10 protein-coding genes are annotated in these 12,849 nt (G+C 70.6%); 7 read left to right on the top strand and 3 right to left on the bottom strand.

The genetic code is table 11. From position 1 onward, the window contains the following. Positions 1-979 (top strand): M4 family metallopeptidase (locus tag LQ326_RS45995; protein ID WP_234545180.1); only part of this gene is annotated, 979 nt, incomplete at its 5' end. A 70-nt stretch (positions 980-1,049) separates the two neighbouring features. Beyond that, positions 1,050-1,562 carry a DUF1990 domain-containing protein gene (locus LQ326_RS45990; protein ID WP_234545179.1) on the top strand — a complete coding sequence of 171 codons (513 nt, stop codon included), beginning with the start codon at positions 1,050-1,052 and terminating at the stop codon, positions 1,560-1,562. 108 nt (positions 1,563-1,670) lie between these two features. On the opposite strand, the gene LQ326_RS45985 is transcribed toward LQ326_RS45990, so the two are convergent. Beyond that, entirely contained in the window at positions 1,671-2,930 is a 1,260-nt protein-coding gene (locus tag LQ326_RS45985) for an IPT/TIG domain-containing protein (protein WP_234545178.1), read from the bottom strand. A 575-nt stretch (positions 2,931-3,505) separates the two neighbouring features. Beyond that, positions 3,506-4,615, bottom strand: a complete 1,110-nt coding sequence (locus LQ326_RS45980) for a right-handed parallel beta-helix repeat-containing protein (RefSeq protein WP_234545177.1) — start codon at positions 4,613-4,615, stop codon at positions 3,506-3,508. Positions 4,616-5,052: 437 nt separating this feature from the next. Between LQ326_RS45980 and LQ326_RS45975 the strand changes: the two genes are divergently transcribed. The 4 genes from LQ326_RS45975 (at position 5,053) to LQ326_RS45960 (ending at position 8,993) form a co-directional block, all read left to right on the top strand. Then, positions 5,053-5,340 (top strand): hypothetical protein, encoded by a 288-nt coding sequence (locus tag LQ326_RS45975; RefSeq protein WP_234545176.1) that lies wholly within the window; start codon positions 5,053-5,055, stop codon positions 5,338-5,340. A gap of 181 nt (positions 5,341-5,521) precedes the next feature. Then, a complete protein-coding gene (locus LQ326_RS45970) occupies positions 5,522-7,270 on the top strand; it encodes a multicopper oxidase family protein (protein ID WP_234545175.1) in 1,749 nt (582 codons plus the stop codon). Between the two features lie 539 nt (positions 7,271-7,809). After that, positions 7,810-8,610 carry a choice-of-anchor Z repeating domain-containing protein gene (locus LQ326_RS45965; RefSeq protein ID WP_234545174.1) on the top strand — a complete coding sequence of 267 codons (801 nt, stop codon included), beginning with the start codon at positions 7,810-7,812 and terminating at the stop codon, positions 8,608-8,610. Between the two features lie 191 nt (positions 8,611-8,801). Then, the gene (locus tag LQ326_RS45960) at positions 8,802-8,993 is read left to right on the top strand and encodes a DUF7196 family protein (protein ID WP_234545173.1); all 192 of its coding nucleotides are present in this window, start codon (positions 8,802-8,804) and stop codon (positions 8,991-8,993) included. A 112-nt stretch (positions 8,994-9,105) separates the two neighbouring features. Here the strand turns inward: LQ326_RS45960 and LQ326_RS45955 are convergent, their stop codons facing one another. Next, on the bottom strand, positions 9,106-11,730 hold the full coding sequence (locus LQ326_RS45955) for a glycosyltransferase family 1 protein (protein WP_234545172.1): 2,625 nt from the start codon (positions 11,728-11,730) through the stop codon (positions 9,106-9,108). Positions 11,731-12,264: 534 nt separating this feature from the next. Between LQ326_RS45955 and LQ326_RS45950 the strand changes: the two genes are divergently transcribed. Then, positions 12,265-12,849, top strand: a 585-nt coding sequence (locus LQ326_RS45950) for a maltotransferase domain-containing protein (RefSeq protein ID WP_234545171.1), incomplete at its 3' end; no start/stop codon positions are given.

Raw genomic sequence — 12,849 nt, 5'->3', positions numbered from 1 at the left:
GACCCTGTACTCGGGCACGGTCAGCCTCACCACCACGCTGTCGGGTTCGACGTACTCGCTGACCGACGCCTCCCGCGGCGGCCACAAGACGTACAACCTGAAGCACACCTCGAGCTCCGGCACCGGCACCCTGTTCACCAACACCACCAACACGTGGGGCACCGGCACCGCCTCCAGCTCCACCACCGACGTGACCGCGGCCGCGGACGCCGCCTACGGCGCGCAGGAGACCTGGGACTTCTACAAGAGCACCTTCGGGCGCAGCGGCATCAAGAACGACGGCGTCGGCGCCTACTCGCGGGTCCACTACGGCAGCTCGTACGTCAACGCGTTCTGGGACGACAGCTGCTTCTGCATGACCTACGGCGACGGCTCCGGCAACACCCACCCGCTCACCTCGCTGGACGTGGCCGGCCACGAGATGAGCCACGGCGTCACCTCCAACACCGCCGGCCTCAACTACAGCGGCGAGTCCGGCGGCCTGAACGAGGCCACCTCCGACATCTTCGGCACGGGTGTCGAGTTCTACGCCAACAACGCCTCCGACGTCGGCGACTACCTCATCGGCGAGAAGATCAACATCAACGGCGACGGCACCCCGCTGCGCTACATGGACCAGCCCAGCAAGGACGGCGGCTCCGCCAACTACTGGTCCTCCTCGGTCGGAAACCTCGACGTGCACTACTCGTCCGGTGTCGCGAACCACTTCTTCTACCTCCTGTCGGAGGGCAGCGGTTCGAAGACCATCAACGGCGTCAGCTACAACTCGCCGACGTCCAACGGCTCCACGGTCACCGGCATCGGCCGGGACAAGGCCCTCCAGATCTGGTACAAGGCCCTGACCACGTACTTCACGTCGACCACCAACTACAAGTCGGCCCGCACCGGCACGCTGTCCGCGGCGGCCGCGCTGTACGGCTCCGGCTCCGCCGAGTACAACGCGGTGGCGGCGGCCTGGTCGGCGGTCAACGTCAGCTGACCCCGCACCGAGCGGCACGGCGGGCCCCCGGGGAGGAAGCTCCCCGGGGGCCCGCCCTACGCTCTGTCCCATGTCCTTCACGTACGAGGCGGTCGGTGCCACCCGCGAGAACCTCGCCGCCTGCCCGCCGGGCTTCCACCCGCTGCACGTGCGCACGCGCATAGGCGAGGGCCAGGGAGTCTTCCACCGGGCCGCCGAGGCGGTCCTCACCTGGGAACTGCACCGCGCCCTCGGCGTGGGCATCGACGCCGCCGCCGACCGCGCGGCCCCCGGCGTCGACGTCACCGTCACCCTGGCCGGTCTCCTCCGAGCCCCCTGCCGGATAGTCTGGACGGCCGAGGAGTCCAGGCGGGCCGGCTGGGCCTACGGCACCCTGCCCGGCCACCCCGAATGCGGCGAGGAGGCCTTCGTGGTCGACCGCACGGGCGACGGCACGGTCTGGCTCACGGTCGCCGCCTTCAGCAAACCCGCCAAGTGGTACGCCCGCGCGGGCGGCCCGGCGACCCGGGGGTTGCAGCAGGCGTACGCCCGGCGCTGCGGTGCGGTGCTCAGGAGGCTGTGCGCGGGGGCGGACGAGGACTGACCGGCGGTCCACGTCCATCGGCGCCGCCGAGAGATCGCCGTGGCGGAATCGCCGTGGGGCCGCGGCCTGCCGCCCGGCCGGTCCGCGCTGCTCGCCCACCCTCGCGGATCAGACGTAGGTGAACGGGAAGGCGTTGCTGTCGCCGGCCGGGGTGTGGACCAGGACGCTGACGACTCCGGCCGCGTGGGGCGGAGCCGTCGCGACGACGATGTTGTCCGAGAACACGGTGAACGGAACCGGGATTCCTCCAAAGGTCACGGAGTCGGTGAAGGTGAGGTTGGAGCCGCCGATGGTGATGGCGTCACCGCCCGACGTCGAGCCCGTGTCCGGGGTGAGGCTCGTGATCACGGGAGTGCCCAGGTACGTGTAGTACGGGTTCCCGGGGCCCACGGTGCTGGTGCCGCCGGGTGTGGTCACGGTGACCACGACGGTGCCGAAATCGGGCGGGGCGATCGCCGACACCTCGTTGTCGGAGATCACCACGAAGCTGGGAGCGGGAGCGGCTCCGAAGTCGACGGCGGTGGTGAGGGCCAGGTTGCTGCCGGTGATGGTGACGGTGTTGCCGCCGGCCTCCGGACCGAAGTGCGGCTCCACGTCGAAGACGACGGGAACGGCGACGTAGGTGTACGGCAGCGGGTTGCTGACGCCCCCCGGCGTGGTCACGGTCACGTTCATCGTGGACGGCAGTCCCGCGGGGGCCGTGACGGTGACCGAGGTGGCGGTGACGGCCGTGATGGCGGCGGGAGTGAAACCGAAGAGAACCAGCGTGGCACCGGTCAGATTGGTGCCGGCGATGACGACGCTGTTGCCACCCGCCGAGGGCCCGTCGGGGGGCGTGAGGCTGGTGATCACGGGCGCCGGTACGGAGGTGTAGGTGTAGGGCAGTGCGTTGCTGACGCCCCCCGGCGTGGTGACCGTGACGTTCACGGTCCCGCTTCCCGCCGGCGTGATCACCGTGACCTGGGTGGGGGTGACATTGGTGATGGCGCCGGGACTCGCGCCGAAGAGGACCAGCGTGGCGCCCGAGAGGTTGGTGCCGTTGATGACCACGGTGGTCCCACCCGCCGCGGGCCCGCTCGACGGAACCATACTGGTGATGGTCGGAGCCGCCGCCGCGGCGTAGGTGAAGGGCACGTTCTGGGTGCTGGTTCCCCCCGGTCCGGTGACCGTCACGTTGACCGTGCCGGTGCCCGCCGGAGTGGTGGCCGTGATCTGCGTGTCGCTCACGACGACGACGTTGCTGGCGAGAGCCGTACCGAACCTGACGGCGACGGCGCCGGTCAAGCCGGAACCGTTGATCGTGACGGTGGTGCCTCCCGCCGAACTGCCTTGACTGGGGCTGACGCTGGTCACTACGGGTGCTGCCATGATGCTTCTTCTCCTCTGCTTGTGCCGCGCGGACGACCGCGCCCTGGCCGGATGACTGCCGGCCAGGGCGGGAGGGGCACCGTCGGCCGCGCCATGCGATGCGGCCGACGGCGGCTGTGGAAGCTCGGGACCTCGAGCGAGCCGGCTGAAACGGGGTGACATCGTGGGATGGGGGTGCGGGCCCTTGCAGGGCCCCGGCTCGCCACGGATTTCAGCGGAGGCTGCCTGAGCGAGGTGAGAGGGGACTCGTGCCTCTCGTGCCCGGGCGCGAGAGGACGAGTCGTGCGCGGAACGGGACGGGCACCGGAGTCACGGTGGTACCGAAGCGCTCACTCAAGGCGAGTGAACCAAAGGAGCGCCAAGCGCGGGAGGTGCAACAAGGTATTTTCGGTGGCTTATGTGACTGTATGAAAAAGCTTCGCAATGGCGTCCTGTACGCCGGAGCACGCTCCTTCCTCCCCCGTGATCCGATGCCGGGTCCTGTCCCGGCCGGCCGCCACGCCGGAGAAACGCCCCGCGCCCCTGGCACAGGCCAGGGGCGCGGGGCGTCCGGACTCAGGGAGTCACCGCACGGCTCACGCCGGGCAACCGGCCTGGACGGGGACGCAGTTGTTCGGGTGGTTGCCGGAGACGGTGGTCGCGGTGAGCGTCACCGTACCGCCGTCCCGGAAGACTCCCCCGCCCTGCCCGCCGTTGGCGGTGTTCCCGGTGATGGTGTCCGCGATCAGCTGCGTGGTGCCGGCATGGTTGTACAGTCCGCCGCCGTTCAGCGTGGACGTGTTCCCCGAGACCGTGGTGGTCGACACCTGAAGGGTGCTTCCGAAGTTCGCGATACCGCCGCCGAAGCTGCCCGCGGTGTTTCCGGTGACCCGGCTGGCGTTTACGGTGAGGTTGCCGGCTCCGCCCCAGACGCCGCCGCCTTCGAAGTTGGTCGTGACATTGCCCTGGATCGTGGCGCTGTTCAGCAGCGTGGTGCCGAAGCTCGCCACACCGCCGCCCAGGTTCACCCCCGTGTTGCCGGAGATCGTTCCGCCGGAGTACGTGAGCGTGGCGGTCGTGTTGACGTGGATACCGCCGCCGTCCCCCGCCGTGTTGCCGGTCACATTGCTCGACGAGAGGGTCGCCGTGCCGCCCGGGGCGACCTCGACGCCGCCGCCGATGTTGCTCGCGGTGTTGCCGGTGACAGGGGACCGGCTCAGGGTGAGCGTCCCCCGGTCGAGGATGCCGCCGCCGTCGGTGCCCGCCCCCGAGGTCACCCGGCCGCCGGAGATGGTGACCCCGCTGATCGTGAGACTCCCGCCCGGTGCGACCTCGGCGATCCGGAAGTCCGGCGCGGCGGCATCGCGTTTGATGGTCGCTCCGGAGCCGGAGATGGTCACGTTCCCGGTGATGATCGGCAGTCCGTCGGCACCGTTGGCGCCGGTCGCCGCCGCCGAAGTCAGCGTGTAGACACAGCCCGTGGTCAGCTGGACGGTCCCGCCTCCCGGGGCGCTGTTTGCGGCGCTGACCGCGGCGACCAGGGCAGCCGCGGACCCCGCGCCGCAGGGCACCGGGGCCGCGGCGGACTTCTTGCCGCCTGCCTTCACTGGGTTCTCGGCGGCGGACGCGGGGGCGGAGTACGCTCCCGCGGATACCGCCAGCACCATGACGGGGATGAAACCGCGGATCGTGGTCGCGAGTCGCACGGGGTGTCTCCTTAGGTGTTCGTGGGTAGCAGCCACGACTCACACTGCGTGGGCAGACACCGATCGGCATCCGGTCGGCTGCTGGACGGGTGACAGGCCGCCGCCGAGGGCTCGCCGCAGCGCCGCAGCCAAGGACCGGCGCCACAGTGGCGGGGGCGGCCGCCCTCTGCCGCGGGGAGAGAACGGCGCCCGGACGAATTCAAATGACAATACGTCAATGCATCCCAGATGCGCTGTTGCACCTGAGTGCGCCCTTCCGCCACCTGGCCGACAGCAGAAGAATTGGACTCACACCGGTCCCGTCCCCGTATGGACGGCTCCGGTGACAGACTCCCTGGGATCAGCCGACGGGATCAACCAGCGACCGGAGCCGGTTTCGCGCGATCGACACACGAGCGCGATATGCCAGGAGCGGAAATGCGGAACGGGGGGCGAAAGTGAACCTCACGCAATTCATACTCGCGCTCGGCTCCACCTGCCGCATAACGAGATTCGTCGTCAAGGACACACTCGCCGCCGGCTTCCGGATCTGGGTCGCGGATCACTTCGGCGAGGAGTCCAAGCTCGCATACCTCGTGACGTGCAGCTGGTGCACCAGCATCTGGGTCGCCGGCGGTGTGACACCGCTCGCCTACTACCTGGGCGGATCTCTGTGGATTCAGATTCCCGCGGTCGCCCTGACCTTGTCCTACCTGTCAGGAGTCGCGTCGCTCTGGCTCGACTGACGCCCTTGGTCCGTCTCGGGGACAAGGGCGGGTTTCCCCGACCGGTTTCGTGACCGGCGAACACCGCTGCCGGAATTCCGAGATCTCAGGCGATCGCCGACCACGCCCCGTGGCACGCCTTGGCCACGGCAGTCCCTCACGCCTTTGCAAGGAAAGGACAGGAGTGCGCAGAAGAGGTTTCATGCAGGCCGGTTCAGCCATGGGAGGCGCCTTCTTCCTCCGGGGTCTCGGCATGCCCGCGGCCCGGGCCGCCCCCCTGCGGACACTCCCGTCGGTCACGGACTCGTTGTATCGCGCCCCGGTCGCCGACCCCCTCGCCGTCCCGCGCTTCGCGAACGCGCTGCCCCGGCCCCCCCGCATCGACATGACCGCGGGTGGGACCCGGACGCTGCGGGCGAGCCCGGTCGACCAGGACGTGCTCGGCGGCGGGCTGGGGCTGACCACGCCCGTCTGGGGTTTCGGGCACTACGGAGGACAACCCGGCAGCGGGGTGTCCATCAGCTACCCCGGTCCGACCCTCGTGGCGCTCAAGGACGTCCCGGTCCACGTGTACTGGGCCAACGACCTGCCCTTCCGTCACCTGCTGCCGGTGGACGACTCGATCCACTGGGCCTTTCGGCACACCGACCACACCATCGCGAAGAACGGTGTGCCGTCCGTGGTGCATCTGCACGGCGCGCACGTCGAGCCCCGAAGCGACGGCCACCCCGACGGCTGGTACACCGCCACGGGCACCCACGGTCCACGCTTCACGGGAACGCGGTTCTCCTACGAGAACACGCAGGAAGCCGCCACGTTGTGGTACCACGACCACACAGTGGGCATCACCCGGCTCAACATCTACGCCGGCCTGTCCGGCTTCTACTTCCTGCGCGACCCTCATGAGCTCTCGCTCATCGAGCACCACGAACTGCCCAGCGGGCCCTACGAGATCGAGCTGGTGATCCAGGACCGGATGTTCTATCCGGACGGGCGGCTGGCCTATCCGGACGCCCCCGCCGCCTCCCCCGGCTGGCCGGGCGGGCCGTCCGTCCAGCCCGAGTTCTTCGGCCAGGTCATCCTCGTCAACGGAAAGGCATGGCCCCACCTGGACGTGGAGCCCCGCCAGTACCGGCTGCGCCTGCTCAACGGTTCGAACTCACGCTTCTACCGTCTCTCCGTCGGCGGGTCGTGGCCCTTCCCCGTCACCCAGATCGCCACCGAGGACGGCTTCCTGTACCGGCCGCTCCCGCTGGACAAACCTGTGGTGATCTCTCCGGGGGAACGGGTGGATCTGGTCGCCGACTTCCGCGGCCTGCGGGGGTCGCGGTTCACGCTCACCAACGACGCTCCGACACCTTTCCCCGACGGCACCGCGGTCGCCGCGCCCGCGGACGAGATCCTTCAACTGCGCGTCAGCCGGCCGCTGGACCAGGGCGTCCCCGAGCCGCGGCTGCCGGCCACCTTGCGCAAGTCGCCGTTCGCGGTGGACAAGCCGCCGGCCCGCACCCGCCGCCTGCTGCTGTTCGAGAAGACCGACGAGTTCGGCCGGCCCCGCCCGATGCTGGGCACCGTGAAGCGGGGCGCGCTGGCATGGACGGACCCCACCACGGAGGACCCCGCACTGGACACGGCGGAGATCTGGGAGGTCTTCAACACCACCCCCGACACGCACCCGATCCATCTGCATCTGGTGCACTTCCAGGTGCTGGACCGGGCACCGTTCACCGCGGACCAGGACCCGCGGACGGGCGCGCTGACGAACATCAGGGTCGGCCGGGCCCAGCCGCCCGGCCCTGCCGAGCAGGGTCCGAAGGACACCGTGCAGATGGCGCCCGGCCAGGTCACCAGGATCAAGGCGCTGTTCGACAAGCGGGGGCTCTACGTCTGGCACTGCCACATGACCGAGCACGAGGACAACGACATGATGCGCAACTACCAGGTCGGCTGAACCCGGTTCGCCGGGACCCCGCCCGCCCGGCGCCGACGGCCTCGTGCCGCGGCGCCCGGCGGGCGGTTCTGTATGTCCGCCGGCTCTCCGGCCGCGGGCCGGGGTCCGGTGAGCTATGGCGCGACCGGAACACCGTCGCGCCCCGGCTCACGAATAGCTCCTGGAGTTTTTAAAACTATATTCACACTAACCTCCTATTACTCTGAATGCGCCCTGTTATCAACATTGAACCTCTGGTCTACTGATTTCAGGTGAGATTCACGGCGCACTCTTGAAACCGGCGCCCATACGTCTTCACCCCGGGACGCCCCCGGCTCCCGGCCAATGCCCAGGGAACGGGCTTCGCACACAGGCGCCGCACCCCAGCGCCGGCGCAACCCCGACCGCGGAGACACCGGACCACGAGCGCTTGCGCCTCGCCGTCCCGTCCGCGCCTCCTCATCCCGCCCGTACGACGGGATGCCTCTCGCGGCCCCCATACCGAGTGCGGCAGAACCCCCCTGCCCACCGGACCCACCCAACCCAACCGAAGGATCGACATGGCAACCATCACCTCCCTGGTCGACACCACCACGACCACCAACCAGGGCACGGCCGGAGACACGCTCCACATCAACGGCACCGGCCTGGGAACCACGACCAGGGTGAACTTCGGCTCGCTGTCGGTCAGCAGCGGCCTGACCGTCACCCCCACCCAGGTCTCCCTCACCATCCCCTCGGCGCAGTGCGCGGGGCAGGTCTCCGTCAGCGTGACCAGCAGCACCAACGTCACCAGCAACGCGCTCCCGTTCTTCTTCGTCGCCTCACCGAGCGTCACAGGTGCGGGCACGACCTGCGGGCCGGCCGCCGGCGGAACCTCGGTCACGGTGTTCGGGTCCAACTTCCTCACCGGCACCGGCGCCACCGTGGGCGGCACCGCGGTCACCCCCGCGCCCACCTTCACCTCGTCCAACCAGGTCACCATCACCACCCCGGCCCACACGATGACCCCCGGCTCGTGCGTCGACACGGTGGACATCGAGGTCACCACCGCCGGCGGTACCAGCGTCCCGTCCGGCAGCCTGAGCCAGTTCTCGTACTACGCGGCCCCGACCATCACGTCGCTGTCGCCTGGCACGGGCACGGCGGGCGACGAGATCGCCGTCAACGGAACCTGCTTCATCGACGTCTCCGCGGTGACGTTCAGCGACGGGACCAACACCATCCCCGCCACCTGGACGGCCCTCGGCAACAACCTGCTCAGCACCATCGTGCCCACCGGTCTCACTCCTGGCGCGGGGACCATCACCGTCACCACGTGCGGCGGGCCCTCCAACGCCCAGGCGTTCACCATCACCTGATCCGCCGGCCGGAAGGACCGGCAGCGCCATACGGCCCTCTGCCCCCGGCCCCCTGGGGACAGAGGGCGTCACCACCGCCGCCTCGGCCAAACCCCCCGGCCGGGGCGGCGGCCGACGTCACCGAACGTCCCGGCCCTGTCGTACCGCGCCGGGGTCCCCTCTCACCGGCCCGACCCGGAAGGAGAACCACCATGGGCTGCAACTGCGGCGGACAGCAACCGTACGTCCGCCGGGCGATCACCGTGTACCGGCTGACGATGCCGGACAGCACCCAACGCGACTACCCGACGTCCCAGGAAGCCGAAGCGGCCAACGCGCGCTCGGGCAACATCGGCACCATCGCCGTCGTCACCCCGGCCTCCCCGGACGCTCGGCGGACCTGACCGCCGTGGCAGGGGTAGTGGGGCAGCGGCCTTCGCCCATCCCGCGGGCCCTCCGCCGCGCCGCCGCGGAGGGCCCCACGACCCCGCCGGTGCTCGCCGAGCCGGCGGAACGTCAGCGCAGCAGCACCCCCGCCCCCGCCGCCACGTCCTGCGCAGGCGACGCCACCAGCCCCAGCTCCGCGCCGGACGCGAGCAGCCGGTGGGACGGCAGGACGCGGACGGTGTACCCGTAAGGCCCCGTGCGGTCCAGGGACAGCGGGCCCTCGAAGGTCCAGTGGCCCTCCGGGTCCGGACCCGCCGTCGGCTTCAGCGGGACCGCCGTCGCGTCCGTGATGCGGTCCTCCGGGTCGACCCGGCCGGAGACCGCCTGGACCTCCACGTCGTCGGGAGCGAGGTCGCCGAGGCGGACGCGGACGCGCAGGGCGAGGGTGGCGCCCAGTTCGGCGGTGGCCGTGGCGGTGGCCGTCTCCACGTGGTCGACCGAGACGCCGTGCCAGGCCGCCCGCACCCTGCCCTTCCAGGCGGACAGTTCCCGGGCCGTGTCCGGGGTCATCGACCGGTGGGCGTGGGCCGCCGGGGTGTACAGGCGCTCCACGTACTCCCGGACCATGCGGCCCGCCAGCACCTTCGGACCCAGCAGGGTCAGGGTCTGCCGGACCATCTCGATCCAGCGGTCCGGCAGACCGCTGCGGCCGCGCTCGTAGAAGCGCGGGGTCACCCGCTGCTCCAGCAGGTCGTACAGCGCGGCGGCCTCGATGTCGTCCCGGCGGTCGGCATCGGTGCCGGCGCCGTCCGCCGTCGGGATCGCCCAGCCGAAGTCCGGCTGGAACCATTCGTCCCACCAGCCGTCAAGCACCGAGAGGTTGAGGCCGCCGTTGAGCGCCGCCTTCATCCCGCTCGTCCCGCACGCCTCCAGTGGGCGCAGCGGGTTGTTCAGCCAGATGTCACAGCCGGGCAGGAGCTTCTGCGCCATCGCCATGCCGTAGTCGGGCAGGAAGACGATCCGGTGCCGCACCCGCGGATCGTCGGTGAACCGGACCAGCTCCTGCACCAGCCGCTTGCCGCCGTCGTCGGCCGGGTGCGCCTTCCCGGCCACCACGATCTGGATCGGGTGGTCCGGATGCAGAAGCAGTTCCATCAGCCGGTCGCGGTCGCGCAGCATGAGCGTGAGCCGCTTGTACGACGGGACCCGCCGGGCGAATCCGATGGTGAGGACGTCCGGGTCCAGAACGCCGTCGATCCAGCCCAGCTCCGCGGTGCCCGCGCCGCGTTGCCGCCAGGACTCCCGCAGCCGCTCCCGTACCTCCAGCACCAGCTGTTCCCGCAGGCTGCGGCGCAGCTCCCAGATCTCCTGGTCGGCGACCTCGGCGACCGCGTCCCAGCGCTCCGGACCGCCGACGGTCAGGGCCTCCTCGGTACGGCGGTCGCCGAGCTGCCGGGCGCCCAGCCGGACCACCTCCGGGGCCACCCAGGTCGGGGCGTGCACCCCGTTCGTCACCGAGGTGATCGGCACCTCGTCGGGGTCGAACCCCGGCCAGAGCCCGGAGAACATCTCCCGGCTGACGTTGCCGTGCAGCAGCGAGACCCCGTTGGCGCGCTGGGCGAGCCGCAGCCCCATCACCGCCATGTTGAAGAGGTTGGGTTCGCCGCCGGGGTAGGTCTCCATGCCGAGCCGCAGGATGTGCTCCACCCCGATCCCGGGGAGTTCGGCGCCGGCACCGAAGTGGTGGGCGACCAGCTCACGGTCGAAGCGGTCGATGCCGGCCGGGACGGGCGTGTGCGTGGTGAAGACCGTGCCGGCCCGGACCGCCTCCAGGGCGGAGTCGAAGTCCGTCCCGGTGGCGACCAGTTCGGCGATCCGCTCCAGGCCGAGGAAGCCGGCGTGGCCCTCGTTGGTGTGGAACACCTCCGGCTCGGGGTGGCCGGTCAGCCGGCAGTACGTCCGTACGGCCCGCACACCCCCTATCCCGAGCAGCATCTCCTGGAGCAGCCGGTGCTCGCTGCCGCCGCCGTAGAGCCGGTCGGTGACCTGGCGTTCCCCGAGGTCGTTCTCCTCCACGTCCGAGTCCAGCATCAGCAGCGGCACCCTGCCGACCTGGGCCACCCAGACGCGGGCGCGCAGCAGTCTGCCGCCGGGCAGTGCGAGGGAGACGTGCGCCGGGGTGCCGTCGGCCTCCTTCAGCAGCGCCACGGGGAGTTCGTTGGGGTCGAGGACGGGATAGTGCTCCTGCTGCCAGCCGTCCCGGGACAGGGTCTGCCGGAAGTAGCCGTGCCGGTAGAGCAGGCCGACGCCGATCAGCGGCACGCCGAGGTCGCTGGCCGACTTGAGGTGGTCGCCGGCGAGGATCCCGAGGCCGCCGGAGTACTGGGGCAGGGCGGCCGTGATGCCGAACTCAGGCGAGAAGTAGGCGACGGCGGCGGGGAGTTCGGCGGACCGCTCGCCCGACTGGTACCAGCGGTCGCCGGTCAGATAGTCGCCCAGGTCATCGGCGACCGCCGTCAGCCGGCGCAGGAACCGGCGGTCGCCGGCCAGCTCGGCGAGGCGCGCCGGCGGCACACTGCCGAGCAGCCGCACCGGGTCGCCCTTCGAGGCTGCCCAGCGCTCGGGGTCGACGGCCTGGAAGAGGTCACGTGTCTCGGCGTGCCAGGACCAGCGCAGATTACGGGCCAGATCGCTGAGGGGGCGGAGGGGTTCGGGGAGAACGGGACGGACGGTGAACCGACGGATCGCCTTCACATTCCACCTCGTGCAGTTCGCGTTCGCGTGGGAGCCGTACGGCGGTGTGCGGCTCGCGTCTGTGTCGACGGTACCGGTGCCGAGGGGGTTGATGGGCTGAGATCCGTACCGCCCCCTCGTCCGCCCCACCAGCGGGTCCCGGTTTGCGCCGCGACGGCGCGCGGCATTCCGGCCGGGAGGGTGCTTGACGGGCGCGGGGCGGTACGGGCGCGGGTTTTCATCCGCCCGGCCGGGGAACGAGAGTTCCCTCATCGAATGCGTGACCTCTTTGTCGCGGTGCCCTCGACCGGACCGTGGTCAGGCCGGAGCGCTCATGCGCTGGTTCGGCAACGGCCGGTCTTGTGCGTAGACATACGGCTGAGTAGTTAACAAAGTGCCGGATTGGCCACCCGAATAGGGTGGGAAGGTTCCTCCGGTACACCCGACAGACACAGGACTGACACCAGGCAGCGGTACAACTCCACTACACCCCGCAGGACCCACCTCCCCACCACTCATCCGCCCACACCCACGTTGCCGCGGACAGGAGCGGTCATGCCCGCCACGCACCATTCCTCAGCACCTCCGGCCCGGCGCACGTCACCCGGCCCGCCGCCCCCCGCGGGCGAGGCCACCGCCGTCGGCCGCATACCCGTCCTCGACGTACGTCCGTTGGTCCAGCAGGGGCGCCGGCCCGCCAAGGCGGTCACCGGGGAGTCGTTCGAGGTCACCGCCACCGTCTTCCGCGAGGGCCATGACGCCGTCGCCGCCAACGTCGTCCTGAAGGACCCGAAGGGCCGGCCGGGTCCCTGGACCCCGATGCGGGAGCTCGCCCCCGGCACCGACCGCTGGGGCGCCACCGTCACCGTCGACGGGAAACCGGGCCGCTGGACCTACCAGGTCGAGGCGTGGGGAGATCCGGTCACCACCTGGCGCCACCACGCGCAGATCAAGATCCCGGCGGGCATCGACACCGATCTGGTCCTGGAGGAGGGCGCCCGGCTCTACGAACGGGCCGCCGCCGGGGTCCCGAAGGCAAAAAAACGGGAAATCCTGCTGACCGCGGCCGCCGCCCTCCGCGACGAGGCACGGCCCGCCCCCTGGCGCCTGGCCGCCGCCCTCACGCCCGAGATCGACAGG

This window comes from Streptomyces shenzhenensis (assembly GCF_021462265.1).
Taxonomy (GTDB): Bacteria; Actinomycetota; Actinomycetes; order Streptomycetales; family Streptomycetaceae; genus Streptomyces; species Streptomyces shenzhenensis.
The sequence above is the reverse complement of the archived record's forward strand: the minus strand, read 5'-3'. Positions and strand labels throughout refer to the sequence as shown.